Here is a 25,370-nt window from a genome sequence, read left to right on the forward strand (position 1 = left end):
ACAGTTAAAATGCATTCCCCTGTGGGAGCGAGCCTGCTCGCGAAGGGGGGGGAGTTCAGCCAGCGAAAAACTCAATACTGCCCCGGCACATTCGGCCAAAGATCCGACACCAGGAACAACCGTTCCGCTTCCTCCCAATCGCCGTGGGCATTTTCCGTCAGGCGTACCAGCAATTGCGCCGGCGCCAAAGGCTCCAGATCGCTGAGCCAAGCTTGCAACTGTTCATCGTCCCAGGTCTGCTCCGCGGGATAGTGCGCCGGTGCCAGCCAGGCATGGCGGGGCAGGGGTTGCCAGCGGCCGGGCGGACTCTGTGCGAAAAACCTCGTCCAATCCTTTTGATGCAGCCAGCGACCGCGCAAGTGCTGTGGGTGCGCGCCACTGGGCGAGGCCGCCTGTCCCGGCCATGGGTAGAGCAAATAACCGCCCAACCACAAATGCGCGCTGAACTCCCGGATATCCAGCGCCGCCAGCACCTCGCGACTCTCGGCACGCGCGGAAATTGGCAATTGGTGCTGGCTCAGGTGGGCCAGTTTGCGGTCCAGCCGATCGTGGCAGCCCGGACCGAGCCACTGCGCGGTGTCGTGCCCGTCGCCGTTCTGCGGGCCGAGGTAGAGCTTGATCGCCAGTTCCAGGTGATGCACGCCGTCGCGATCGCGCAGCAGCAGGTCCAGCTCGCCCAGGGTGTGACCTTCGCGGCGGATCGGCATGTTGGCGGCAATCAACTCGATGCCGGGCGCATGCTGCACGGCAAACTGCCAAAGCCGTTCATAATAAAGGCCCAGGCGTCGGGTGCGGGCCTGGGCCAGCCAGTGCAGCAAACCGTAACTGTCCCGGTCGAGTTTTCTAAGCCAGGTTTCCAGGTGTTCCGGTGCCTGCACCCAGTCACTGCCTGCCAATGGATGTCGCTGCGGCCAGGGCGTGGCGCCGAGCATCGGCGGGGCGAGGATGACCCACGCCAGGTCGCGCACTTCGGGGTGGCGCAACTGGTGGGGTAACTGCAGCAAATCTGGAAATAGGATCATCTTGCGAGCATAGCCCGAATCGTGGGTGCACCTTGAGGCTGAAAGGATTTTGTCTATCTCGCGCTTTCACCCATAATCGTGTTTTTCGCCGTCGCAGGCCCCCGCGTCCCCATAGGAGCCCCATGGAGCAATTTCGTAATATCGGCATCATCGGACGCCTCGGCAGTTCCCAGGTGCTGGATACCGTCCGCCGACTGAAACGTTTTCTGCTCGATCGTCACCTGCACGTGATCCTTGAAGACACCATTGCCGAAGTCTTGCCGGGCCACGGTTTGCAGACCTCGTCGCGCAAGATGCTCGGTGAAGTCTGTGACATGGTCATTGTGGTGGGCGGTGATGGCAGTCTGCTTGGCGCGGCACGGGCGCTGGCCAGGCACAATATCCCGGTGCTCGGCATCAACCGGGGCAGCCTGGGGTTTCTCACTGACATCCGCCCCGATGAGCTGGAAATCAAGGTCGCCGAAGTGCTCGATGGCCACTATCTGGTGGAGAACCGCTTCCTGTTGCAAGCTGAAGTTCGTCGCCACGCCGAAGCCATTGGCCAGGGCGATGCACTGAACGATGTGGTGCTGCACCCCGGCAAATCGACGCGCATGATCGAGTTCGAGCTGTACATCGACGGCCAGTTCGTCTGCAGCCAGAAGGCCGACGGCCTGATCGTCGCCACGCCCACGGGCTCCACGGCCTATGCGCTTTCTGCCGGTGGCCCGATCATGCATCCCAAGCTCGACGCCATTGTGATTGTGCCGATGTACCCCCATACCTTGTCAGGCAGGCCGATTGTGGTCGATGGCAACAGTGAGCTGAAAATCGTCGTGTCCAAGGATATGCAGATATACCCGCAAGTCTCGTGTGACGGGCAGAACCACTTTACCTGTGCGCCCGGCGACACCATCACCATCAGCAAGAAAGCCCAGAAGTTGCGACTGATCCACCCCCTCGACCACAACTACTATGAAGTGTGTCGGACCAAACTCGGCTGGGGCAGCAGGTTGGGTGGTGGAGGCGACTGATGCTCGATCCCGCGCGTAGCTACGACCTGATCGGTGACGTGCACGGTTGCGCTCTGACCCTTGAGCACTTGCTCGACCGGCTCGGTTATCACAAGCAAGCCGGCGTTTGGCGTCATGCCTCGCGCATGGCGGTGTTCGTCGGCGATATCATTGACCGCGGCCCACGGATTCGCGAGGCGCTGCACATCGTCCACGACATGGTCGAGGCAGGGCAGGCGCTGTGCATCATGGGTAACCATGAATTCAACGCCCTGGGCTGGGTAACCCCGGCATTGCCTGGCAGTGGCAAGCAGTTCGTGCGCGAACACACGCCGCGCCACGCTCGATTGCTGCATGAAACGTTAACCCAGTTCGAACATCATCCGGGTGACTGGCATGACTTCCAGCAGTGGTTCTATGAACTGCCGCTGTTTATCGATGCCGGACGCTTCCGGGTGGTGCATGCCTGCTGGGACGCCGGATTGATCGAGCCGCTGCGGGCATTGTTCCCCGATGGCTGCATCGACGAGCACTTCCTCCAGGCCTCGGCCGTGCCCGACAGTTTTGCCTGTACCGTGTTCGACCGCCTGTTGCGCGGCACCGACATGCGCCTGCCCCATGGCCTGACCATGACCAGCGGCGATGGCCTGACACGCTCGTTCTTCCGTACCAAATTCTGGGAAGACGATCCGCAAACCTACGGAGACATCGTGTTCCAGCCCGACGCCTTGCCCGACCCGGTGGCCCGAACGCCACTGTCGTCAACCGAAAAAAACAACCTGCTGCGCTACGGCGCCGACCAGCCGTTGCTGTTTGTCGGTCACTACTGGCGCAGCGGCAAACCGGCGCCGATTCGTCCGAACCTGGCGTGCCTGGACTACAGTGCGGTGCTCTACGGAAAACTGGTGGCCTATCGACTGGACCAGGAAACCCGGCTCGACCCGCACAAGTTTGTCTGGGTCGATGTCGAGCGACCGGAGGTGTTGCAATGAGCCGGGTCGCAGTCTTGCGCCTGCCGCTGGCGGTGGACCTGAGCGGGTTCGTCAAGTTGTTGCAGCGCATGCAGGTGCCGCATCGGGTCAGCGAGGAAGCTGGTGAACAGGTGCTTTGGGTGCCGGCCAACATCAGCGACGACGTGCGTGTGTTGTACGAGCGCTATCCGGAGGGCGATCCGGAGCACAAGCTCGATATCCCGATCGCGCAGTCGATTCGCCGGCCGAACTTCGCCGAGCAGGTACGCCATGGCAAAGCGACCGCGGCGGTGCTGTTGCTGAGCCTGGTCGTCGGCGCGCTGACACTGCTGGGCGATAACCTGAGTACGTTGCGATGGCTGACGTTTCTCGATTTTCGCGTGGTCGGCGAGTACATCCATTTCGTGCCATTGGCCGACAGCCTGGCAGCGGGGCAGTGGTGGCGCCTGGTGACACCGATGCTGATTCACTTCGGCTTCCTGCACCTGGCCATGAACGGCATGTGGTATTGGGAGTTGGGGCGACGTATCGAATCGCGCCAGGGCAGTGTCAACCTCATCGGCCTGACCTTGTTGTTCAGCCTCGTGTCCAACTATGCCCAGTTCGTGTTCAGCGGGCCAACCCTGTTTGGCGGATTGTCCGGGGTGCTGTACGGCCTGCTCGGGCACTGCTGGATTTTTCAGGTTTTGTCGCCCAACAGCGCCTATCGCCTGCCCCGAGGGGTATTGGCGATGATGCTGATATGGCTATTGTTGTGCATGTCCGGACTGGTCTCGATGATCGGTTTCGGCGAAATAGCCAACGCGGCCCACGTTGGCGGGCTGCTCGTCGGATGCTTGACCGGTTTGTTGGGTGGTTTGTACAACCGCCGTAAACTGGCCGTCTAAAACTGTTATGTGATTCAAAGAGCGCGGAGACCCAATGTCCTCTTTTAACGAAATGATCAAGAACATCACCCCGGATATCTACCAGAGCCTGAAACTGGCAGTGGAGATCGGTAAATGGTCCGACGGTGGCAAGCTCACCGCCGAACAACGCGAACTGTCGTTGCAGGCGATGATCGCCTGGGAAATCAAGAACCTGCCTGAAGAAGAACGTACTGGCTACATGGGGCCGCAGGAATGCAGCTCCAAATCGATTCAAGTACCCAATATCCTGTTCAAGTCGGATGCCATCCATTGATCGAGATTGGCCGCGGTGCAATCAGTAAAATGTCGGCGCGCCTGGACGGGCCGAATGTGCAATATGCCTTTCGCCTGGGCGATCTCGAGGTGCCGGTCAATCCGTTGATCGGCACCACGGTGCGCCTGGAATACCTGGGGGCGATCCACTGCACCCATTGCGGGCGCAAGACCAAGACCAGTTTCAGCCAGGGCTACTGCTACCCGTGCATGACCAAGCTGGCCCAGTGTGATGTGTGCATCATGAGCCCGGAACGCTGCCATTTCGACGCCGGTACCTGCCGGGAGCCGGAGTGGGGCCAGACGTTCTGCATGACCGATCACATTGTCTACCTGTCGAATTCTTCCGGGGTAAAAGTCGGCATCACCCGCGCCACACAGCTGCCGACCCGATGGATCGACCAGGGCGCCAGCCAGGCGTTGCCCATCATGCGCGTTGCGACCCGCCAGCAATCAGGCTTCGTCGAAGATCTGTTTCGCAGCCAGGTCGCCGACAAGACCAATTGGCGTGCCTTGCTCAAGGGGGACGCGGTATCGGTGGACCTGCCGCAGATCCGTGACCAGTTGTTCGACAGCTGCGCCGAGGGCCTGCAAGGCTTGCAGGAACGATTCGGCCTGCAGGCGATCCAGACTATTGCCGACGTCGAACCGCTCGAGATCCGCTTCCCGGTCGATCAGTATCCGGCGAAAATCGTCAGCTTCAACCTGGACAAGAACCCGATTGCCGAAGGCACGTTGATGGGGGTCAAGGGCCAATACCTGATCTTCGATACCGGCGTGATCAACATTCGTAAATACACGGCTTATCAGCTCGCCGTGCATAGTTAAGGACTCCAGCATGCGCACCGAACAACCGAAGATGATCTACCTCAAGGACTATCAGGCGCCTGAGTACCTGATCGACGAAACTCACCTGACCTTCGAGTTGTTCGAGGACCACAGCCTGGTCCATGCGCAACTGGTGATGCGCCGCAACCCCGAGCGTGGTCCGGGCCTGCCGCCGCTGGTGCTGGATGGCCAGCAGCTGGAGTTGCTGTCGGTGACCCTGGCCGACCGCGAGCTGGGCCTTGCCGATTACCAACTCACCGAGAATCATTTGACTCTGCAGCCGACCAGCACCACGTTCACGGTCGATACCAGCGTCAGGATTCATCCGGAAACCAACACCGCGCTGGAAGGCCTGTACAAGTCCGGCACGATGTTCTGCACCCAGTGCGAGGCCGAAGGCTTCCGCAAGATCACTTATTACCTCGACCGCCCGGACGTGATGAGCACGTTCACCACCACGGTGGTCGCCGAGCAGCACAGCTATCCGGTACTGCTGTCCAACGGTAACCCGATTGCCTCAGGCCCTGGCGAAGACGGCAGGCACTGGGCGACCTGGGAAGACCCGTTCAAGAAGCCGGCGTACCTGTTCGCGCTGGTGGCCGGTGATTTGTGGTGCGTCGAAGACACTTTCACCACCATGACCCAGCGTAATGTAGCGCTACGCATTTATGTCGAGCCGGAAAACATCGACAAGTGCCAGCACGCCATGAACAGCCTGAAGAAATCCATGCGCTGGGACGAAGAGGTCTATGGCCGCGAGTACGACCTGGACATCTTCATGATCGTCGCCGTGAACGACTTCAACATGGGCGCCATGGAGAACAAGGGCCTCAACATCTTCAACTCCAGCGCCGTGCTGGCGAAGGCCGAGACTGCCACCGACGCCGCGCACCAGCGGGTCGAGGCCATCGTTGCCCATGAATACTTCCACAACTGGTCGGGCAACCGCGTGACCTGCCGCGACTGGTTCCAGTTGTCGCTCAAGGAAGGCTTCACGGTGTTCCGCGATTCCGCCTTCTCCGCCGACATGAACTCGGCGACGGTCAAGCGCATCCAGGACGTGGCCTACCTGCGCACCCACCAGTTTGCCGAAGACGCCGGTCCCATGGCTCACGCGGTACGGCCGGACAGCTTCATCGAGATCTCCAACTTCTACACCCTGACCGTGTACGAAAAGGGCTCGGAAGTGGTCGGCATGATCCACACCCTGCTCGGCGCCGAAGGCTTCCGTAAAGGCAGCGACCTGTATTTCGAGCGCCATGACGGCCAGGCCGTGACCTGCGATGACTTCATCAAGGCCATGGAAGATGCCAATGGCGTCGACCTGACTCAGTTCAAGCGCTGGTACAGCCAGGCTGGCACACCTCGTTTGGCGGTGAGCGAGTCTTATGATGCTGCGGCGAAAACCTACAGCCTGACCTTCCGCCAGAGCTGCCCGCCGACCCCGGACAAAGTTCAAAAACTGCCGTTCGTGATTCCCGTCGAACTCGGCCTGCTCGACAGCCAGGGCGGTGAAATTGCCCTGCGTCTTGCCGGCGAAGCGTCGGCGCAGGGGACTTCCCGGGTCCTCTCGGTCACCGAAGCCGAGCAGACGTTCACCTTCGTCGACATCGCCGAACAGCCGTTACCTTCGCTGCTGCGCGGTTTCTCGGCGCCGGTGAAACTGAGCTTCCCGTACAACCGTGACCAACTGATGTTCCTGATGCAGCACGACAGCGACGGCTTCAACCGCTGGGATGCTGGTCAGCAACTGTCGGTGCAGGTGTTGCAGGAACTGATCGCCCAGCAGCAGAAGGGCGAAGCGCTGGTACTGGATCAGCGTCTGGTTTCGGCCTTGCGTACCGTGCTGTCCGACGAGACGCTGGATCAGGCAATGGTCGCCGAAATGCTGTCGCTGCCAAGCGAAGCGTACCTGACTGAAATCAGCGAAGTGGCCGATGTCGAGGCGATTCACACCGCCCGCGAGTTTGCCCGCAAGCAGCTGGCCGATGCGTTGTTCGAAGGTTTGTGGCTGCGTTACCAGGCCAACCGCGACCTGTCGAAAAAGACCCCGTACGTGGCCGAAGCCGAGCATTTTGCCCGTCGCGCACTGCAGAACATTGCGCTGTCGTACCTGATGCTCAGCGGCAAGCCCGAAGTGCTGGCGGCGACGCTGGAGCAGTTCGACGCCTGCGACAACATGACCGAACGCCTGACTGCGCTCGCCGTGCTGGTCAACTCGCCATTCGAAGAGCAGAAAGCCAAGGCACTGGCCAGCTTCGCCGATCACTTCAAGGACAACCCGTTGGTCATGGACCAGTGGTTCAGCGTCCAGGCCGGCAGTGTGCTGCCGGGTGGCCTGGATCGGGTCAAGGCATTGATGCAGCACCCGGCGTTCAACATCAAGAACCCGAACAAGGTGCGGGCCCTGATCGGCGCGTTCGCCGGGCAGAACCTGATCAACTTCCATGCGGCGGATGGCTCCGGGTATCGCTTCCTGGCGGATCTGGTGATCGAGTTGAACGGCTTCAACCCGCAGATCGCTTCGCGCCAACTGGCACCGCTGACTCGCTGGCGCAAGTACGACAGCGCCCGTCAGGCGATGATGAAAGGCGAACTGGAGCGCATTCGTGCTTCGGGGCAGTTGTCCAGTGACGTGTTTGAGGTGGTGAGTAAAAGCTTGGCTTGATGACCGTGTGAGCGAGTTTTTTCTCAACGGCTGTTGAAATACTGAAATGCCCGTATCTTGCGCTACGGGCATTTTTTTGTGGCTTATACGGTGCCGCGATTGAATGTAAGTTCCAGCGGGTTGAAGAGAGATCTGAAGAAGTCGTCGACTGTGCGGACGGCCATTTTGTCTTCCGAGGTCAACTGCGTTGACTTGAATCGCTCAATCATCTGTTGATCGATCGTTCGAATAGCTCTGACAACCGTTCCATGTTTATCCGCATCTTTGGGATGGTCCGCAGTCAACTTATCAGCGAACGTCGCCAGGCAATCCAGAACCGAGGAAAAAAACGCATCCGGGTAGAGGCCTGCATTACTTGGTAGATAAGCAGTATTAAACAAGTAATTCAGCGTGGTGGAAAACTCGCGAATAATGGCGAGATTATCGGCGAGCGTGGTGTATTTGGCTTCATCACAGAACGGGAATGATTCAATCTGAAATGGCGTCTCGCTGTTTATCTTGAGTTGTTGGGCATAGGTGTAGGTTTGTCGAAACACCGCGGCGGGCGTACCGCTGACAATCACCGAGCCGAGTGGTTTTCCATCCTGAATGTCACGGTTGATGATGTCCGCGACGTTAATTGCGTTTTGACCGCTGTTGGTCGAGAAGGGGTCAACTGTGATCCGTTGTGGGGCGATGCCTTTTTCCATCAGCAACTCTTTAAAGCGGTCACCTTCGGTTTTGTTGGTCGCGATGGCATGGCGATCCGTCGTGCCGTGGCCACCGAAGCCGCTGGTAATAAAGTTGATGTGCTTGCTGTCCGCGAGTTTGTCGGCGATGTATGAGACGTAGGTTTCGTCGTTGTTGCCGTTCAATACTATGTAGCTGCCCGGCGTGTCATGGCTTTTTATCCAAACGGCCATGTCGCTCTTGGAAGGGCTGAGTGAAGTGACCTTGCTGTTGTCGACGGTCAAGGCAATCGGTGAGGTGAGTACTGATAGACGACCCTTTGTAGCGTCGCCCAAGCTGGACTGAATGCGTGTGGCCAGTTCTATCTGCGGTGAGTTGCCTGCAGGTTTTAGTTCAGCGAGTTCATGCCCTTCCTTGATCAGGTTGCGCATGGTGAGCGCGGTGTTCAGGATGGTTTTCGCATTGGCCAGAGTCTGTTCGAGTGGCTTCGCCGCGCTGTCATTCGAATAAGGGCGCGCCACGGTGATTAGGCGTCCGGAGGTCAAGATATACCCATTGGGAACAGTGAATTGATTTAGCCGATTGTTCTTGGTCAGCACTAATTCAGCTTTTCCTTGGCATGCTTTATCCAACCCTTTTGAAACAGGTGTGGAGCCCGTTGGTTGGGAGCAGCGTTCGAGAGACTGACTGGATGAGGAGCCGTTTACCGAGGAAATCATTTCACGCCTTCATGGTTAGTAAATTTGAATCAAAATAGGGCGGGGGCAATTCGATATCTGTCAAAAAACGATCATGACTACAGTTCGGCGCTGCTGCTTTTGCTCTCGCATCGCGACGACTCTGTTCTTACGGGCGCCCCCCGGTTGGCTTCGGTCCCGCCGCAGACGAATCACGCCCCGGTTTTTCCTCCGGTAACTGCGCGAGCGCCACAAACTCCTCTTGTCCCTGGCAAACGAAATTCACCGCTTTCGCAATGGGTGTGGGGACTATCGGACGGTCGTTGTTTGCGAGAGGGCGGCTGGATGAGGCGCCAATTGGGAAGGAATCATTTCTTGCTGTCCATGGGGAGTCAATGCGCGCCACCATAGGGGAACGACAAGTCGGCTTCTGACAAAAAACGCTCATCGATACAGTTCGCTGGACTGCATGAGTCAGCCTGGCTTGATCCTGATGCCGCGCAGTGCCAGTCACTGCGCGGCGAACGGGTTACGGCAGCGAGAAAATTTTCTTGGCCAGTTCCTTGTCGATGTGGCCGCGATAGATGTCGATTTTCTGGTGAGCGTTTTGTGCCTTGGCCAGTGCCGTGGCATTGGTTTCAAAGCGTTGATCTTTGGTTTTCAGGCTGGCGGCGGTGTAATTGTCCTCGGCATCATTTGATGTGTTGTAATGAAAGTGCGCATACCACAATGGCCGATTGTTTTTGTTCATCAGAACGTATTCCTGCAAAAAGTCCTGGCGTCCGGTTTTCAGTTGTATGCGCTCGCCGATTTTTTGCGGGTGAATTTCCTTTTGACGCATCAGATACTCCACGGCTTCGCGGGTAGGGGCTTGGGCCAGGGATATCTGGACACGCAGCTGCGTTGCCTTTTCCTTGATTGTTCCAGCCCTGAGCCGTAGGTCTTTGACGAGGTCGGCATCCCTCTGCGAGTTTGACGGTGCGTTTTCGTGGCGTTCCAGGCGGTCCGCATAGTCGATCAGATTCTGCGCCGTGTTCTGCAAGCTCTCTTCGATTCCCTTTGGATGGCCCGCCCCTCGTGCGTAGCCATCGAATTTGTGCACCAGCTCATCGATTTTCGCCAACGCCTTTCGAGCATCGCCCTTGAGTTGCGGGTAGGGAGTCACGCGCGCTTTCGGTGCGGTTTTACTCGCTTCGACGATTTCCACCCAGGCATTCGATTTATCTTCGCGGAACGAGGCCAGTGGCTGGTCTTCGAAAGGGCTTCTGACGTCGACAATGTCTGTGCCCTGATTGGCAACTCGAGCCCGAACCTCTCCGATCAATGTGCCTTTGACAGTGTGGATGACCCGCTTGCGGGAGGGTGATGTAGCGGGAAGTTCGGCTTTCGATGTCGGGGACGGCGTTTCAGCGCTCTTCAGTTCATCAGCCAGACGGTGCTCGGCATCGTCGCGCAATTGTCCAACGACTTCGCACAGATGGGCGAACCGCTCCGGCTGCAATTCATCGGATCTCAGGATGCCAATACTGGTGAGCCCTACCATTGCGGTGTCGTAGTGTTTGACCAGGTTATCCAGTACGGCAATACGATCGTCGCTTTTATAGTGCTTTGAGATTTGAAGCTCAATATAGGACGAGAACAACAACTGCAGGGGTGCCATAACGTCAAGCAGTGCTGCTGACGTGTCGCTGCCAGGCTCCTTGGCGCCGAGAGAGGTCAAGGTGGTCAGTTGGCAGACCTTGGTACCCAGCACGCTAATTTCATTATCGGGTCTGTTGCTGGTCAATCGCTCCCAGGCCTCGGCCCCCTGGTGCGACATCCCTTGAAGTTGGCGAAGACGGCTCTCCACCTCCGTATGAAGCTTGATCAGCGTTTCGTAGATTTCGCAGAGTTCACCCATGTATTCCAAAAAACCATCCACTACGACAGTACCTTCGGTTAGCAGGGCTGTAGCGAGCTGCACCTCATCACTATTGGAATGGGTGTAATTGCATTTAGCTGCGTCGATATCCAGGCTTTTAATGGTGATTTGCGCACGAGCATTGTTGATCAGTTGTTCCAGCAAGTCGCAACGTGTTTGAGCGGCGAAAGAATCCGGCCTCAAGCCCGTCATTTCCTCGATGAAGCCCAGCATCGTGACATCGCCTGCGCGTTGAGCGTGTAGCTCGGTGAGGTAAAGTTGTTTGAACTTTGCCCGTTCCTGTTCGGAGCATGACGGATCGTTTGTTTTTTTCTGCATGACGTTGTAGGTGACACCAACGCGTTTTTTCGTCTGTATCAGTTGCGGCAGCAACTCCTTCAGATCTTGCCTTAGCTCTTCGAAGCGCTGCTGGTTTTGCTCTCGCATCGCGACCACTCTGTTCTTACGGCCACCCCCGATTGGCTTCGGTCCCGCCGCAGACGAATCACGCCCTGGTTTTTCCTCCGGTGATTGCGCGAGTGCCACAAACTTCTCCTGTCCCTGGCAAACGAAATTCACCGCTTTCGCAATGGGTGTAGGGACTATCGGACGGTCGTTGTTTGCGAGAGGGCGGCTGGATGAGGCGCCAATTGGGGAAGGAATCATTTCTTGCTGTCCATGGGGAGTCAATGCGAGCCACCATAGGGGAACGACAAGTCGGCTTCTGACAAAAAACGCTCATCGATACAATTTGCTGGACTGCATGGATCAGCCAAACACCGGCATAGACCGTCCATGGATAACACGATCACCCGCGGTAATACCCGACCATTCACCCGGGACGCATCGACCCGCGGTTAACAAAACATAACGTGCCGTCGATTGTCAGCCGTCGAAAAACACCGATAGGATAAGCCAGCTTCCGAAGGGGCTCTGGATTGCGGGTTTCAAGACTATGCTTTTGAAACAGGACGTCCCGTGAGTACCCCTTTCGGCGCCCTGAAAGGTTGAACGACCTAACAATAATAAAGGGGGAAGGTCTATGAGTGAGCCTGTCATGGGTGTGGGTATCTGCCGCCCGCCGGCATTGCGCAAATTCGCGTTGCTGGCTACAGCGCTCTCGCTGTTGGGCTGTGCCGTGTGGTCAACATCGGTGCTGGCCGCTGACGCGCCAGCGTCCAACGTCGTTTATTCCGTTGAATCGGCCAAGGCCAGCAAAAGCCTGGTGCTCGATGTCGTGCACGCCGGCAAGCGCCTGGTGGCGGTCGGGGATCGCGGGCACATTCTGTATTCCGACGACCAGGGTTCCACCTGGACCCAGGCCAAGGTGCCGACCCGCCAGTTACTGACTTCAGTGTTCTTTGTCGATGACAAGCACGGCTGGGCCGTGGGGCATGACGCGCAGATCCTCGCCAGCGAAGACGGTGGTGTCACCTGGACCAAGCAATTCGAAGATCTGAAACGCGAATCGCCGCTGCTCGACGTCTGGTTCCAGGACGCCAACAGCGGTTTTGCCGTAGGCGCGTATGGTGCGTTGATGGCCACCACCGACGGCGGCAAGAACTGGGAAGACGTCAGCGACCGCCTGGACAACGAAGACCAGTTCCACCTCAACGCCATCACGGCGGTCAAGGATGCCGGCCTGTTTATCGTTGGCGAGCAGGGCAGCATGTTCCGCTCGGCCGATTGGGGCCAGACCTGGGAAAAACTCGAAGGTCCGTACGAGGGTTCGCTATTCGGTGTGATCGGCACCGCGCAACCCAATACGCTGTTGGCGTATGGCCTGCGCGGCAATCTTTACCGCTCCACGGATTTCGGCAGCACTTGGGAGCAGGTCAAGCTCAAGGCTGAACGCGGTGATCTGGAATTCGGCCTGTCCGGCGGTACATTGCTTGACGATGGTTCCATTGTGATCGTCGGCAACGGCGGTTCGGTGATCAGCAGCAGCGACAACGGTGAAACCTTCAGCGTCTTCAACCGTCGGGATCGTATCTCGCTCTCATCTGTCGTCGCCGCAGGGAACGGCAATCTGATTCTGGCTGGACAGGGCGGCGTTCGCGCCACTTCGCCAAATGGCGCTGAGCTGGGCAAATGAGCCGGGTTAATAATAAGAAGGCGTAGTCATGACATCCTTAAGCACCCATCATCAGGACAAGGCGACGTTTCTTGAGCGCCTGATCTTCAACAACCGCCCGGCAGTGATTTTCATCTGCCTGCTGGTCAGTGTTTTCCTGTTCTGGCAGGCGACGCTGATCCGCCCGTCCACCAGCTTCGAAAAAATGATCCCGCTCGAGCATCCGTTCATCCAGAAGATGATGGAGCACCGTAACGACCTGGCGAACCTGGGCAACACCGTCCGCATTTCCGTGGAAGCCACCGACGGCGACATCTTCTCCAAGGAGTACATGGAGACGTTACGCCAGATCAACGACGAGGTGTTCTACATCTCTGGCGTCGACCGCTCCGGCCTCAAGTCGCTGTGGAGCCCGAGCGTGCGCTGGACCGAAGTGACGGAGGAGGGCTTTGCTGGGGGGGAAGTGATCCCGCAGAGCTACAACGGCTCCCAGCAAAGCCTCGACCTGTTGCGTAACAACGTGCTCAAGTCCGGGCAGGTCGGGCGCCTGGTGGCCAACGACTTCAAGTCGAGCATCGTCGACATCCCGCTGCTGGAGTCCTACCCGGACCCGCAGGACCAGGGCAAGTTGCTGGCATTGGACTATCGCAAGTTCTCCCACGAGCTGGAAGATAAGATCCGCGACAAGTTCGAGAAACAGAACCCCAACGTGAAGATCCATATCGTCGGTTTCGCCAAGAAAGTTGGCGACCTGATCGACGGCCTGGTGATGGTGGTGATGTTCTTCGGTGTTGCCTTCGTCATCACCCTGATCCTGCTGTACTGGTTCACCAACTGCATGCGCAGCACAGTGGCGGTATTGAGTACCACCCTGGTGGCGGTGGTCTGGCAGTTGGGGTTGATGCACTTCTTCGGCTTCGGGCTCGATCCCTACTCGATGCTGGTCCCGTTCCTGATCTTCGCCATCGGTATTTCCCACGGCGTGCAGAAGATCAACGGCATCGCCCTGCAATCCAGCGAGGCGGAAAACGCCCTGACGGCGGCGCGGCGCACCTTCCGCCAGTTGTTCCTGCCGGGGATGATCGCGATCCTCGCCGATGCGGTGGGCTTCATCACGCTGCTGATCATCGATATCGGTGTGATCCGCGAGCTGGCCATCGGTGCTTCCATCGGTGTGGCAGTGATTGTGTTCACCAACCTGATCCTGTTGCCGGTGGCGATTTCCTACGTCGGCATCAGCAAGCGTGCCGTGGCTCGCAGCAAGAAGGATGCGATCCGCGAGCACCCGTTCTGGCGCCTGTTGTCGAATTTTGCCAGCGCGAAGGTTGCACCGGTTTCGATTTTCCTGGCGCTGGTCGCCTTTGGCGGTGGCCTCTGGTACAGCCAGAACCTGAAGATCGGTGACCTCGACCAGGGCGCGCCGGAATTGCGTCCGGACTCGCGCTATAACAAGGACAACAACTTCATCATCAGCAACTACTCCACCAGTTCCGACGTGTTGGTGGTGATGGTCAAGACCAAGGCCGAAGGCTGCTCGCGCTACGAAGCCATGGCGCCGATTGATGAGCTGATGTGGAAGATGCAGAACACCGAGGGCGTGCAGTCGGCGATCTCGCTGGTCACCGTGTCCAAGCAGATGATCAAGGGCATGAACGAGGGCAACCTGAAATGGGAAACCCTGTCGCGTAACCCGGACGTGTTGAACAACTCCATCGCCCGCGCCGATGGCCTGTACAACAACAGTTGCTCATTGGCACCGGTGCTGGTGTTCCTCAACGATCACAAGGCCGAAACCCTGGACCGTGCGGTGCATGCGGTGCAGGAATTCGCCAAGGAACACAACACCGAGAACCTGGAGTTCATCCTGGCTGCCGGTAACGCGGGCATTGAAGCGGCCACCAACGAGGTGATCAAGAAGTCCGAACTGACTATCCTGATCCTGGTGTACATCTGCGTCGCGGTCATGTGCATGATCACCTTCCGTTCCTGGGCGGCGACCTTGTGCATCGTGTTGCCGCTGGTGCTGACGTCGGTGCTGGGCAACGCCCTGATGGCCTTCATGGGCATCGGCGTGAAGGTCGCGACCCTGCCGGTGGTGGCGCTAGGGGTGGGGATTGGCGTGGACTACGGCATCTACATCTACAGCCGCCTGGAAAGCTTCCTGCGTGCCGGCCTGCCGTTGCAAGAGGCGTACTACCAGACGCTGAAATCCACCGGCAAGGCCGTGCTGTTCACCGGCTTGTGCCTGGCCATCGGCGTGTGCACCTGGATCTTCTCGGCCATCAAGTTCCAGGCTGACATGGGCCTGATGCTGACCTTCATGCTGCTGTGGAACATGTTCGGTGCGTTGTGGCTGCTGCCGGCACTGGCGCGGTTCCTGATAAAACCGGAGAAGCTGGCGGGGCAGAAGGGTAATTCGCTGTTTGCTCACTGATCCCTGGTTGAAACAAAAAAGCCGCAACCTCAGGGTTGCGGCTTTTTTTTGTGCGTGAAGATCAAAAGATCGCAGCCTGCGGCAGCTCCTACAGGGGAATGATGTACATCTGTAGGAGCTGCCGCAGGCTGCGATCTTTTGATTTTGCTTTACGAGGGATCGCTACCCAGCACCACATTCAGCGCACTACGCGCATCGTCCAGCTGCACCAGCGTTGCATGCCGCGCACCCAGCGCATCGCGGTTTTCGATGGCCGTGAGAATCGCCTTGTGCCGCGGCAACGCCAGCTCATGCAGGTTTGGCCGCTGATTGGAATGCTTCAACGCTTCGGCAATCGCTACCGACAGCATGTTGCACAGGTTGGCCAGCAAGTCGTTGTGGGTGGCGTCGGCTATACGGCTGTGGAAATCCAGGTCCGGTTGCAGCAAGGCTTCCGGCGTCGGTGCCGCCTCCATGCGCTGGTAGGCTTCACCGATGGCGGCAATGTCCGCGTCGGTGGCGAACTGCGCGGCGAGGGCGGCGGCGGCCGGTTCGATGATGCTGCGCACACTGGTCAGCAGGTCGAAGAACTGGTTCTGCGGGCTGCTTTGCATCAGCCAATGCAGGACGTCCGGGTCGAGCATGTGCCATTCCTTGCGCGGCTTGACCACCGTGCCGACCCGCGGACGGGAATAGACCAGGCCCTTGGCGACCAAAACACGGGTGGCTTCGCGCAACACCGGCCGGCTGACGGCATACTCCTCACAGAGCAGGGCTTCGGCGGGCAGTTTGTCGTCCGGCAGGAAACGTCCCGAGACGATCTGCATGCCCAGTTCCTGGACGATGCGCGAGTGCATGCTTTTGCGGTCGGAGGGTTTGCGGTAATCCATGGGGAACGGCGCGGTCCTGTGCGATGGCGATGCCGCGCATGATAACAGGCGCGGCAAAGTCTTGAAGTGATCGTTCCCACGCAGAGCGTGGGAACGATCAGGGGGAGGGCAACGGAGTCAGTGGGAGTGGCGGGGTACCTCGGCGCCTCGGCAACCGACCAGGAAGTCAAAGTCACAACCCTGATCCGCCTGCAACACATGGTCGATGTACAGCTGGCGATAGCCGCCCACCAACAATTGCTGTGGCGGCTGCAGGTCGACCATGCGCGCCGCCAGTTCGGCATCCGGGATGTCCAGGTGCAGACGACCGCTGGCGCAGTCGAGTTCGATCCAGTCGCCTTCCTTCACGGCTGCCAACGGACCGCCAGCCGCTGCTTCCGGGGCGACATGCAAGACAACGGTGCCATACGCGGTACCGCTCATGCGCGCATCGGAAATGCGCACCATGTCGGTCACGCCCTGGGCCAGCAGCTTGGCCGGCAAGCCCATGTTACCGACTTCGGCCATGCCCGGATAACCCTTCGGCCCGCAATTCTTCATGACCAGGATCGAGTTGGCATCCACGTCCAGTTCCGGATCGTTGATTCGTGCCTTGTACATGTCGAAGTTCTCGAACACCACGGCTCGCCCGCGATGCTGCATCAATTCGGGTGTGGCGGCGGAGGGCTTGAGCACTGCGCCCAGTGGCGCGAGGTTGCCGCGCAATACGCAGATCCCGCCGTCGGCGCGGATCGGGTTGTCGAGGGTGCGGATGACTTCGTCCTCGCCATAGATCGGCGCGTCCTTGGTGTTTTCGCCGATGGATTTGCCGTTGACGGTCAAGGCATCGGGATTCGGGATCAGGTTGGCTTCGCCAAGGCGGCGTAATACCGCTGGCAAGCCACCGGCATAGTAGAACTCCTCCATCAGGAAGCGCCCGGACGGTTGCAGGTCGACGATGGTCGGCATGCCGCGACCGATGCGGGTCCAGTCGTCCAGGTCAAGCTCCACGCCGATGCGGCCGGCGATGGCCTTGAGGTGAATCACGGCGTTGGTCGAACCGCCGATGGCGGCGTTGACCCGGATGGCATTTTCGAAGGCTTCCTTGGTGAGGATCTTCGACAGCTTCAAATCCTCGCGCACCATCTCCACGGCACGCATGCCGGACATGTGCGCCAACACATAACGACGAGCATCCACGGCGGGAATCGCCGCGTTGTGGGGCAGGGAGGTGCCCAGTGCCTCGGCCATGCAGGCCATGGTCGAGGCGGTGCCCATGGTGTTGCAGGTGCCGGCCGAGCGAGACATGCCGCCCTCGGCCGCGAGGAAGTCGTCGAGGGTGATGGTGCCGGCCTTGACCTGTTCGCTCAGTTGCCAGACCACGGTACCCGAGCCGATGTCCTTGCCTTTGTGCTTGCCGTTGAGCATCGGCCCGCCGGTGACGACGATCGCTGGCACGTCGCAACTGGCCGCGCCCATCAGCAATGCCGGGGTGGTCTTGTCGCAGCCGGTCAGCAGTACCACCCCGTCGATCGGGTTGCCGCGAATGGCTTCCTCCACGTCCATGCTCGCCAGGTTGCGGGTCAGCATGGCGGTCGGGCGCAAGTTGGATTCACCGTTGGAGAACACCGGAAATTCCACCGGGAAGCCTCCAGCCTCGATCACTCCGCGCTTTACGTGTTCCGCGATCTGGCGGAAGTGCGCGTTGCACGGGGTCAGTTCCGACCAGGTGTTGCAGATGCCGATGATTGGCTTGCCATGAAACTGGTGATCGGCGATGCCCTGATTCTTCATCCAGCTGCGGTACATGAAGCCGTTCTTGTCGGCGGTGCCAAACCAGTGGGCGGAGCGCAGGGTGGGTTTCTTATCAGACATGATCGATTCTCTTATTGTATGACTATATTGTTCGGGCTGAGGCGTAACATAAGCGCAAATTCGCCTGTTTGGAAGTGTTGTTGGTTAAATAGTATTACTATATAGTCGTTTTCAGCGGAGGGATGGCCCTGACGGTTAGCCGTGAGAGGCGTCCCCCGAGGTTCTATAAAAACAACAATCGGAGACCGATCTCATGAGCCAGGAATTGCGGCTGATCCGCCGCATCACACTGAAACTGATTCCCTTCCTGATCCTGCTGTACCTGATCGCCTACGTGGATCGCTCCGCAGTGGGCTTCGCCAAACTGCACATGGGCGCCGACATCGGCCTCGGTGATGCGGCGTACGGGTTGGGCGCAGGACTGTTCTTCATTGGCTATTTCCTCCTGGAAATCCCCAGCAACCTGATGCTTGACCGTTTTGGCGCACGACGCTGGTTCGCCCGAATCATGGTCACCTGGGGCGCCATTACCATCGGCATGGCGTTCGTCCAGGGGCCGAACAGCTTCTACCTGATGCGCTTTTTGCTCGGTGCGGCGGAAGCCGGGTTCTTTCCTGGCGTTCTGTACTACATCACCCAGTGGTTCCCGGTGCGCCATCGCGGCAAGATCCTGGGCTTGTTCATCCTGTCCCAACCCATCGCGATGATGATCACCGGGCCCGTGTCCGGCGGGCTATTGGGCCTGGATGGCGTTCTTGGCCTGCACGGCTGGCAGTGGCTGTTCATCGTCATCGGCACCCCGGCGATCCTGCTGACCTGGCCGGTACTGCGCTGGTTGCCGGATGGCCCGCAACAGGTGAAGTGGATGGACCAGGCCGAGAAGGACTGGCTGAGCGGCGAACTGCAAAAAGACCTGCAGGCATACGGCCAGACCCGCCACGGCAACCCGCTGCACGCGCTCAAGGACAAACGCGTGTTGCTGCTGGCGCTGTTCTACCTGCCGGTGACCCTCAGCATCTATGGCCTGGGCCTGTGGCTGCCGACCCTGATCAAGCAGTTCGGCGGCAGCGACCTGGTGACCGGGTTCGTGTCATCGGTGCCCTATGTCTTCGGGATCGTTGGTCTGCTGATCATCCCGCGCAGCTCCGATCGATTGAATGATCGTTATGGTCACTTGGCGGTGCTGTATGTGTTGGGCGCCATCGGCTTGTTCCTCAGCGCCTGGCTGACGTTTCCGGTACTGCAATTGATGGCGCTGTGCCTGGTGGCGTTCGCACTGTTTTCCTGCACGGCGATTTTCTGGACCTTGCCCGGGCGCTTCTTTGCCGGCGCGAGTGCGGCGGCGGGGATTGCCCTGATCAACTCGGTAGGCAATCTCGGCGGCTACATCGGCCCGTTCGTGATCGGCGCGCTCAAGGAATACACCGGCAACCTGGCATCGGGGCTGTATTTCCTGTCCTGCGTGATGGTGTTCGGCCTGGTGTTGACCGGCGTGGTGTACCGCCAGTTGGAGCGCAAGCATGTGTTGCCGGCGGATGAGTTTGCCGCCAGTGCGCGTGGGGCTACCCGTACTTGAGGATTCACAACGATCTCCTGTGGGAGCGAGCCTGCTCGCGAAGGCGCAGCGTCAGCCAACAGATAGGTTGGATGTGATGACCTCTTCGCGAGCAGGCTCGCTCCCACGGGGACCTTCGTTGGATTTGAGATTTGTCACAGGAGAAAAATCATGCGTTTGGTTCAGTTCGAATTGAGTAACGGCGAGCGCCGTGTCGGCGTGGTCGAGGGGGCGCAGGTCCTGGAAGTTCGTGAGGCACGCACGGTTCGCGACCTGGCGCTGGCAGCGATCGAAGCGGGTGTCAATCTTGAGCAACAGGTGCAGAGCCTGGGCTTGGGTGTCAGCCACGACTATGCCGAACTGCTGGCGCAATTGCGCATCCTGCCACCGCTGGATCACCCGGATCCGGCGCACCTGCTGGTCAGTGGCACTGGCCTGACTCACCTGGGCAGCGCGTCGGCCCGGGACAAGATGCACCAGCAGGTCGGTGACGAAGCCGCGATGACCGATACGATGCGCATCTTCAAATGGGGCGTGGAAGGCGGCAAGCCTGCGGCCGGTCAGGCGGGCGTGCAGCCGGAATGGTTCTACAAGGGCGATGGCAGCATCGTTGTGCGCCCCGGCCAGCCATTCCCCTTGCCACCGTTTGCCGAAGACGCCGGTGAAGAGCCTGAACTCAGCGGCCTTTATGTCATCGGTCACGACGGCAAGCCGTATCGCCTTGGCTTTGCAGTCGGCAACGAGTTTTCCGATCACGTGATGGAGCGCAAGAACTACCTGTACCTGGCCCATTCGAAACTGCGCAGTTGCAGCTACGGTCCGGAGTTGCGGGTTGGCGAGCTGCCGCAACACCTGGCCGGCACCAGTCGCATCCTGCGCGACGGCCAGGTGCTGTGGCAGAACGAGTTCCTCAGTGGTGAGGCCAACATGTGCCACAGCCTGGCGAACCTTGAATTCCACCATTTCAAGTACAGCCAGTTCCTGCGTCCTGGGGACGTGCACATTCACTTCTTCGGTACCGCGACCCTGTCCTTCGCTGACGGCATTCGCCCACAACCGGGCGATGTGTTCGAGATCAGCCAGGGCGAATTCGGCGCGCCGTTAATCAATGGCATCGTTGCGGTCGATGCGGCGTTCGAACCCGGCACTGTCGGCACTCTTTAAGGAATTTCCCCATGCTTCGAATTCTTGGCCACAACTACATCGGCGGCCAGCGCAGTGCGCTGGGCAGCGTCAAATTGCACAGTGTCGACGCCGAGACAGGCGAGGCGTTGCCCCACGATTTCACCCAGGCCACGCCGCAAGAAGTCGATGCCGCCTCCAAGGCCGCCGCGCAGGCGTATTCGGCTTATCGCAATCTGAGCGCGGAGCGTCGCGCAGAATTTCTCGATGCCATCGCCAACGAACTGGATGCGCTGGGCGATGAGTTTGTCAGCCTGGTGTGCCGCGAAACGGCATTGCCGGCCGCACGGATCATCGGTGAGCGTGGCCGCACCAGCGGGCAGATGCGCTTGTTCGCCAATGTGCTACGGCGCGGCGATTTCTACGGGGCGCGCATCGATCAGGCGCAACCTGAGCGCCAGCCCTTGCCACGTCCCGACCTGCGCCATTACCGTATCGGTCTCGGCCCCGTTGCAGTGTTCGGAGCCAGCAACTTCCCCTTGGCGTTTTCCACCGCCGGTGGCGACACGGCATCGGCCCTGGCTGCCGGTTGCCCGGTGGTGTTCAAGGCCCACAGCGGCCACATGGCCACGGCCGAGCAGGTGGCCGATGCGATCATCCGTGCGGCAGAAAAAACCGCGATGCCGGGCGGCGTGTTCAACATGATCTACGGCGGCGGAGTCGGTGAAGCGCTGGTCAAGCACCCGGCCATCCAGGCGGTTGGCTTTACCGGTTCGCTCGCGGGTGGTCGCGCGCTGTGCGACATGGCAGCGGCACGCCCACAACCAATCCCGGTGTTCGCCGAGATGTCGAGCATCAATCCGGTGATCGTGCTGCCCCAGGCACTGCAAGTGCGCATGGAGACCATCGCTCGCGGCCTGTCGGCTTCGGTGGTGCAAGGCTGCGGTCAGTTTTGCACCAATCCTGGCCTGGTAATGGGTATCCGTTCGCCGCAGTTCACTGCTTTCCTCGAGTCACTGGCGGACATGATGGCCGATCAACCGGCGCAGACCATGCTCAACGCCGGGACGCTGGGCAGCTATGCGCAGGGCTTGCAAAAGCTCCTTGACCATCCCCGTATCGAACACCTGGCGGGTAAACCGCAACAAGGGCGTCAGGCGCAACCGCAATTGTTCAAGGCCGATGCCAGCTTGCTGATCGAGGCTGATGAAGTGCTGCAAGCGGAAGTCTTCGGCCCGACCACAGTGGTCGTCGAAGTGGCGGATCAGGCGCAACTGAGCGCCGCGTTGAACGGTCTGCATGGTCAATTGACCGCGACGATCATCGGTGAGCAGGCCGATTTCGAACAGTTCAGCGAACTGACGGGGTTGCTGGAGCAGAAGGTCGGGCGAATCCTGCTCAATGGTTATCCGACCGGCGTGGAGGTCTGCGATTCGATGGTGCATGGCGGGCCGTATCCCGCGACCTCGGATGCGCGCGGCACGTCGGTAGGGACCTTGGCCATCGACCGTTTCCTGCGCCCGGTGTGTTTCCAGAACTACCCCGACAGCCTGCTGCCGGATGTGCTGAAGAACGCAAACCCGCTGGGTATCCAGCGCCTGGTGGATGGCAAGCCGACTCGCGACGCCCTTTGACATGATCGTTCCCACGCTCTGCGTGGGAATGCAGCCCGGGACGCTCTGCGTCCCTTCCAGAGCCGAACGCGGAGCGTCCGTTGAGGTGTTACCACGCGGAGCGTGGGAACGATCAGTGGGTGCATGAGCTATCATTGCGTTTTTCCCATTCAAAGATTGACTCCCATGACTGCCGTAACAGATACCTTGCTCAACGCCCTCGAACATTGCGGGATGGTGGAAATCGATGGGCTGCACGCCTTCGAATTCGCCCTCGATGTCGACGACAACCTGCACATCGAATGCATGGACGGTCGAGCGGCCAGGCACTGGGAATTCACCCCGGCACAGATCCAGGCCGCGACCTTTGACACCACAGAGCAGAATTGGCTGATCCACGATAACGTCGGCGAACACCGTCTGGTATGCCTCGGCGACGTCATCAGCGGCGACAACGACGACGATGATGATGATCAACAGGATGCGTAACGTCTGGCCACTGCTGATCGCCGGCAGCCTCGGCGCCATGGGCGTCCAGGTGGCATCCGCCGATAACTATCAATTGCTCGTGGGTTCCTACACCGCCGGGCAAAGCCAGGGTATCTACCGGCTGAACTTCGACAGTGCGACCGGGCAGATCGACGCCAGGCCGCTGCAAGTGATCCAGAGCGAAAACCCGTCCTGGCTGACCCTGTCCAAGGATCAGCAGCGCGTGTTCGTGGTCAACGAAAATGGCCCGGGCCAGACCGATCCGGTCGGGCGGGTCAGCAGTTATGCCATCGACCCCAAGACCCTGGTACTGACCCTGATCAATCAGGTACAGAGCCTGGGCAACGAGCCAACGCATTCGAGCCTGAGCCTTGAAGCGAGCCACTTGTTTGTCAGCAACTACTCGGTGGCTGAAGATCCGGGCGGCACCTTGGCGGTGTTGCCGGTGGCGGCGGACGGCTCGTTGAAGCCGGTGGTGCAGATGAGTAGCCATCCGGCCAGCCGGGTCAACCCCGAGCGGCAGATGTCGGCGCACGTGCACGCGACGATACCGTCGCCAGACGGCCAATACGTGTTTTCCAACGACCTGGGGGCGGACAAGGTCTTTGCCTACCGCTTCGACCCAAAGGCCAATCCTGACTTGCCGTTGACCCCGGCAACACCGTCGTTCGTGCAGCTGCCGCCCGGTAGCGGGCCGCGCCATCTGCTGTTCAGTGCCGATGGCAAGCACGCCTGGCTGACCATGGAAATGAGCGCGCAAGTGGCGGTGTTCGATTACCGCGACGGCAAGCTTGAGCAAACCCAGTTGGTCGATCTGGCTGCCGGTCAGCCCGTTTCGGACAAGGCCGCTGCGGCCTTGCACGCATCCAGGGACGGCAAGTTCCTGTATGTCAGCAACCGTGGTACGGCCAACCAGCTGCTGGTGTTCGCTATCGACCCGGCGACGGGGCATCTCAAGGAACTGCAAAGGCGCCCGGTAGAGGGCGATCATCCACGGGAGTTCAGCCTCGATCCGAGCGGCAAATTCGTGCTGATCGCCAATCAGAAAAGTAACCAGATTGTCGTCGTCGAGCGCGATGCCATCACCGGCTTGCTGGGTAAAACCGTGCAAAAACTGCCGATGGATGCACCGAGTGACCTGAAATTCATGGTGCGTCAATAGGCCGCAGGCTCCGGTTGATGGGGCCTGCATCCTTCTATCAATGAGGGTGATATCTGTAAGTGTCACAAAGCATTTCAGGCTGATAACCCTCGAGGGTTAAGTTTGCTTCACGGCCCCACCGGGCAAGCAAGCCAACTGACTTCGAGGAATATCCGCATGAACTTCAATCTCTTCTCCGTAATCGCCGCTTCCGCCATTTCCGCCACCGTGGCCCTGCCAGCCAGCGCCAACGTTGAAATCAGCGACAAGAAAGCCCACGCCCAGAGTTACACCCAGAAATACCTGCAACAGAGCGCCAACTTCTACGCCGCCCTGGATCACAAAACCCAGCACTGAAAGACCCGACCAGCAGCCTTTTATGCAGGAGCGAAGACACTTGCCGATCGAAGCCCAGGCAGCGAAAGGCGTTGAAGTGATGTCGCTCCTGCATAACGCGTTTGCGACAATATCATTTAGCCATCGATGTAATGCTTGATATCAGGTGGCCATATCTCTAAATTTGACGCTGATTTTTTGACTCCTCCTTCTCAAGAAAAGGATTGCCAAAATGACGATGCGTCTTGCCGTGGTGCTGTTGTTCCTCTATTCGACCCCGATCCTGTCTGCTGCCGACCCCATTCCCGGCGAACCCGACGCTGCGCGCGAGCGCATGATCAGTTTTATTGAAGACTGAGATAGACTGGCTCAATGATCAACGAAGTTGATATTTGCTATGCATCAGACTCGTTGGTTACCGCTGCTTTTTTGATTGATTCTATGGACTCTGAAACATGTCCACGGAGTTCATCATGGCCAGCACCATCATCACCTCTGCCAAACACGGCGCCTACGTAGCAATCGGTCTCTATTTGGTCATGGTGCTGGTTGTCAGTCTTTCGCCGCAGTCGCGGCAAACCGTCGAGCCGCCGATTCACGTCGCGCACCCTGGCATCCAGTTTGAACATCGCGCACAACAGGCGATGGTCGATCCGGCCGAACTGGCGGGAGTGGCCGGAGCATGAACCGTTGCAAACTTTTGCTTATCGCCTTCCTGGCATTCATAACCAATGGCTTTTCCCTGCTGGGGATCGGGCACGGGTCAATAGGCGGGGTGGCACGGGCCATCGAGGCCAACCACAACATCGCGCGCAACATCGAGATAGCCAAGGCCATGGGGATGCTCGCGGGCAACCCGCCACACGAGCCCGATAGCGGGTTTTTCGGGCCGTTCCAGGTGGATTGCTCGGTGATTGGCATGTGCGAGGTATTGGCCTGAAACCCCGATTCCTGTAGGGGCGAGCACGCTCGCGATGGTCGTCAACGATTACGTGGGGTGCCTGATACCCCGCGGCGCCCTCGGGTTTATCGCGA

Annotated in this window: 22 protein-coding genes; 17 read left to right on the forward strand and 5 right to left on the reverse strand. The window is 59.3% G+C overall.

What is annotated here, in order from left to right; genetic code table 11:
* Positions 1-71: 71 nt before the first annotated feature.
* On the reverse strand, positions 72-1,022 hold the full coding sequence (locus HGP31_RS14445) for a DUF1853 family protein (RefSeq protein WP_151142387.1): 951 nt from the start codon (positions 1,020-1,022) through the stop codon (positions 72-74).
* Between the two features lie 122 nt (positions 1,023-1,144).
* Between HGP31_RS14445 and HGP31_RS14450 the strand changes: the two genes are divergently transcribed.
* From HGP31_RS14450 to pepN, 6 genes are read left to right on the forward strand one after another with little or no spacing between them, the layout of a single operon-like run.
* Positions 1,145-2,035, forward strand: a complete 891-nt coding sequence (locus HGP31_RS14450; RefSeq protein WP_020799297.1) for an NAD(+) kinase — start codon at positions 1,145-1,147, stop codon at positions 2,033-2,035.
* Positions 2,035-3,006, forward strand: a complete 972-nt coding sequence (locus HGP31_RS14455) for a metallophosphoesterase (RefSeq protein WP_020799298.1) — start codon at positions 2,035-2,037, stop codon at positions 3,004-3,006. The genes HGP31_RS14450 and HGP31_RS14455 overlap by 1 nt, the downstream gene beginning before the upstream one ends.
* Positions 3,003-3,872: a rhomboid family intramembrane serine protease gene (locus HGP31_RS14460; protein WP_168758020.1), complete on the forward strand. Its 870-nt coding sequence runs from the start codon at positions 3,003-3,005 to the stop codon at positions 3,870-3,872. Before HGP31_RS14455 ends, HGP31_RS14460 begins: the two co-directional genes overlap by 4 nt.
* Positions 3,873-3,906: 34 nt before the next feature.
* On the forward strand, positions 3,907-4,167 hold the full coding sequence (locus HGP31_RS14465) for a YeaC family protein (protein ID WP_020799300.1): 261 nt from the start codon (positions 3,907-3,909) through the stop codon (positions 4,165-4,167).
* Positions 4,164-4,994 (forward strand): DUF2797 domain-containing protein, encoded by an 831-nt coding sequence (locus tag HGP31_RS14470; RefSeq protein ID WP_020799301.1) that lies wholly within the window; start codon positions 4,164-4,166, stop codon positions 4,992-4,994. The genes HGP31_RS14465 and HGP31_RS14470 overlap by 4 nt, the downstream gene beginning before the upstream one ends.
* A 10-nt stretch (positions 4,995-5,004) precedes the next feature.
* A complete protein-coding gene (gene pepN / locus HGP31_RS14475; protein ID WP_168758021.1) occupies positions 5,005-7,662 on the forward strand; it encodes an aminopeptidase N in 2,658 nt (885 codons plus the stop codon).
* A gap of 83 nt (positions 7,663-7,745) precedes the next feature.
* On the opposite strand, the gene HGP31_RS14480 is transcribed toward pepN, so the two are convergent.
* Positions 7,746-9,050 carry an ElyC/SanA/YdcF family protein gene (locus HGP31_RS14480; RefSeq protein WP_240963548.1) on the reverse strand — a complete coding sequence of 435 codons (1,305 nt, stop codon included), beginning with the start codon at positions 9,048-9,050 and terminating at the stop codon, positions 7,746-7,748.
* Positions 9,051-9,537: 487 nt separating this feature from the next.
* Positions 9,538-11,454 (reverse strand): hypothetical protein, encoded by a 1,917-nt coding sequence (locus HGP31_RS14485; protein WP_240963549.1) that lies wholly within the window; start codon positions 11,452-11,454, stop codon positions 9,538-9,540.
* A gap of 496 nt (positions 11,455-11,950) precedes the next feature.
* Here HGP31_RS14485 and HGP31_RS14490 point away from each other — a divergent pair, with 496 nt between their 5' ends.
* Positions 11,951-13,003 (forward strand): WD40/YVTN/BNR-like repeat-containing protein, encoded by a 1,053-nt coding sequence (locus tag HGP31_RS14490; RefSeq protein ID WP_168758022.1) that lies wholly within the window; start codon positions 11,951-11,953, stop codon positions 13,001-13,003.
* A gap of 28 nt (positions 13,004-13,031) precedes the next feature.
* Positions 13,032-15,416: an efflux RND transporter permease subunit gene (locus HGP31_RS14495; RefSeq protein ID WP_020799306.1), complete on the forward strand. Its 2,385-nt coding sequence runs from the start codon at positions 13,032-13,034 to the stop codon at positions 15,414-15,416.
* 149 nt (positions 15,417-15,565) lie between these two features.
* Here the strand turns inward: HGP31_RS14495 and HGP31_RS14500 are convergent, their stop codons facing one another.
* Both HGP31_RS14500 and HGP31_RS14505 read right to left on the reverse strand, forming a co-directional pair.
* The gene (locus HGP31_RS14500) at positions 15,566-16,285 is read right to left on the reverse strand and encodes a FadR/GntR family transcriptional regulator (RefSeq protein WP_020799307.1); all 720 of its coding nucleotides are present in this window, start codon (positions 16,283-16,285) and stop codon (positions 15,566-15,568) included.
* Between the two features lie 117 nt (positions 16,286-16,402).
* Positions 16,403-18,139, reverse strand: a complete 1,737-nt coding sequence (locus HGP31_RS14505) for an IlvD/Edd family dehydratase (RefSeq protein WP_168758023.1) — start codon at positions 18,137-18,139, stop codon at positions 16,403-16,405.
* Between the two features lie 193 nt (positions 18,140-18,332).
* On the opposite strand from HGP31_RS14505, the gene HGP31_RS14510 reads away from it, so the two are divergent.
* From HGP31_RS14510 to HGP31_RS14545, 9 genes are all read left to right on the forward strand, one after another.
* Entirely contained in the window at positions 18,333-19,655 is a 1,323-nt protein-coding gene (locus tag HGP31_RS14510) for an MFS transporter (RefSeq protein WP_033045538.1), read from the forward strand.
* 150 nt (positions 19,656-19,805) lie between these two features.
* Positions 19,806-20,798, forward strand: a complete 993-nt coding sequence (gene araD1, locus HGP31_RS14515; RefSeq protein WP_168758024.1) for an AraD1 family protein — start codon at positions 19,806-19,808, stop codon at positions 20,796-20,798.
* A gap of 11 nt (positions 20,799-20,809) precedes the next feature.
* Positions 20,810-22,390, forward strand: a complete 1,581-nt coding sequence (locus HGP31_RS14520) for an aldehyde dehydrogenase (NADP(+)) (RefSeq protein ID WP_168758025.1) — start codon at positions 20,810-20,812, stop codon at positions 22,388-22,390.
* Positions 22,391-22,555: 165 nt separating this feature from the next.
* Positions 22,556-22,858 (forward strand): DUF5629 family protein, encoded by a 303-nt coding sequence (locus tag HGP31_RS14525; protein WP_240963550.1) that lies wholly within the window; start codon positions 22,556-22,558, stop codon positions 22,856-22,858.
* Positions 22,851-24,020 (forward strand): lactonase family protein, encoded by a 1,170-nt coding sequence (locus HGP31_RS14530; protein ID WP_168758027.1) that lies wholly within the window; start codon positions 22,851-22,853, stop codon positions 24,018-24,020. Before HGP31_RS14525 ends, HGP31_RS14530 begins: the two co-directional genes overlap by 8 nt.
* Before the next feature lie 156 nt (positions 24,021-24,176).
* Positions 24,177-24,356, forward strand: coding sequence for a hypothetical protein (locus tag HGP31_RS14535; protein ID WP_020799315.1), 180 nt, complete (start codon positions 24,177-24,179; stop codon positions 24,354-24,356).
* 211 nt (positions 24,357-24,567) lie between these two features.
* The gene (locus tag HGP31_RS30715) at positions 24,568-24,693 is read left to right on the forward strand and encodes a hypothetical protein (protein ID WP_020799317.1); all 126 of its coding nucleotides are present in this window, start codon (positions 24,568-24,570) and stop codon (positions 24,691-24,693) included.
* 115 nt (positions 24,694-24,808) lie between these two features.
* Positions 24,809-25,021, forward strand: coding sequence for a hypothetical protein (locus HGP31_RS14540; RefSeq protein ID WP_033045345.1), 213 nt, complete (start codon positions 24,809-24,811; stop codon positions 25,019-25,021).
* The gene (locus tag HGP31_RS14545) at positions 25,018-25,275 is read left to right on the forward strand and encodes a hypothetical protein (RefSeq protein ID WP_020799319.1); all 258 of its coding nucleotides are present in this window, start codon (positions 25,018-25,020) and stop codon (positions 25,273-25,275) included. The genes HGP31_RS14540 and HGP31_RS14545 overlap by 4 nt, the downstream gene beginning before the upstream one ends.
* The last annotated feature ends 95 nt before the right edge of the window (positions 25,276-25,370 follow it).

The organism is Pseudomonas umsongensis (assembly GCF_012647205.1).
GTDB classification, from domain to species: domain Bacteria; phylum Pseudomonadota; class Gammaproteobacteria; order Pseudomonadales; family Pseudomonadaceae; genus Aquipseudomonas; species Aquipseudomonas umsongensis.

What these genes read in the sequence shown, in the direction of transcription:
- HGP31_RS14445 (WP_151142387.1), bottom strand. Translation starts at nt 1,022, where the DNA reads ATGATCCTATTTCCAGATTTGCTGCAGTTACCCCACCAGTTGCGCCAC.
- HGP31_RS14450 (WP_020799297.1), top strand. Translation starts at nt 1,145, where the DNA reads ATGGAGCAATTTCGTAATATCGGCATCATCGGACGCCTCGGCAGTTCC.
- HGP31_RS14455 (WP_020799298.1), top strand. Translation starts at nt 2,035, where the DNA reads ATGCTCGATCCCGCGCGTAGCTACGACCTGATCGGTGACGTGCACGGT.
- HGP31_RS14460 (WP_168758020.1), top strand. Translation starts at nt 3,003, where the DNA reads ATGAGCCGGGTCGCAGTCTTGCGCCTGCCGCTGGCGGTGGACCTGAGC.
- HGP31_RS14465 (WP_020799300.1), top strand. Translation starts at nt 3,907, where the DNA reads ATGTCCTCTTTTAACGAAATGATCAAGAACATCACCCCGGATATCTAC.
- pepN (WP_168758021.1), top strand. Translation starts at nt 5,005, where the DNA reads ATGCGCACCGAACAACCGAAGATGATCTACCTCAAGGACTATCAGGCG.
- HGP31_RS14480 (WP_240963548.1), bottom strand. Translation starts at nt 9,050, where the DNA reads ATGATTTCCTCGGTAAACGGCTCCTCATCCAGTCAGTCTCTCGAACGC.
- HGP31_RS14490 (WP_168758022.1), top strand. Translation starts at nt 11,951, where the DNA reads ATGAGTGAGCCTGTCATGGGTGTGGGTATCTGCCGCCCGCCGGCATTG.
- HGP31_RS14495 (WP_020799306.1), top strand. Translation starts at nt 13,032, where the DNA reads ATGACATCCTTAAGCACCCATCATCAGGACAAGGCGACGTTTCTTGAG.
- HGP31_RS14500 (WP_020799307.1), bottom strand. Translation starts at nt 16,285, where the DNA reads ATGGATTACCGCAAACCCTCCGACCGCAAAAGCATGCACTCGCGCATC.
- HGP31_RS14505 (WP_168758023.1), bottom strand. Translation starts at nt 18,139, where the DNA reads ATGTCTGATAAGAAACCCACCCTGCGCTCCGCCCACTGGTTTGGCACC.
- HGP31_RS14510 (WP_033045538.1), top strand. Translation starts at nt 18,333, where the DNA reads ATGAGCCAGGAATTGCGGCTGATCCGCCGCATCACACTGAAACTGATT.
- araD1 (WP_168758024.1), top strand. Translation starts at nt 19,806, where the DNA reads ATGCGTTTGGTTCAGTTCGAATTGAGTAACGGCGAGCGCCGTGTCGGC.
- HGP31_RS14520 (WP_168758025.1), top strand. Translation starts at nt 20,810, where the DNA reads ATGCTTCGAATTCTTGGCCACAACTACATCGGCGGCCAGCGCAGTGCG.
- HGP31_RS14525 (WP_240963550.1), top strand. Translation starts at nt 22,556, where the DNA reads ATGACTGCCGTAACAGATACCTTGCTCAACGCCCTCGAACATTGCGGG.
- HGP31_RS14530 (WP_168758027.1), top strand. Translation starts at nt 22,851, where the DNA reads ATGCGTAACGTCTGGCCACTGCTGATCGCCGGCAGCCTCGGCGCCATG.
- HGP31_RS14535 (WP_020799315.1), top strand. Translation starts at nt 24,177, where the DNA reads ATGAACTTCAATCTCTTCTCCGTAATCGCCGCTTCCGCCATTTCCGCC.
- HGP31_RS30715 (WP_020799317.1), top strand. Translation starts at nt 24,568, where the DNA reads ATGACGATGCGTCTTGCCGTGGTGCTGTTGTTCCTCTATTCGACCCCG.
- HGP31_RS14540 (WP_033045345.1), top strand. Translation starts at nt 24,809, where the DNA reads ATGGCCAGCACCATCATCACCTCTGCCAAACACGGCGCCTACGTAGCA.
- HGP31_RS14545 (WP_020799319.1), top strand. Translation starts at nt 25,018, where the DNA reads ATGAACCGTTGCAAACTTTTGCTTATCGCCTTCCTGGCATTCATAACC.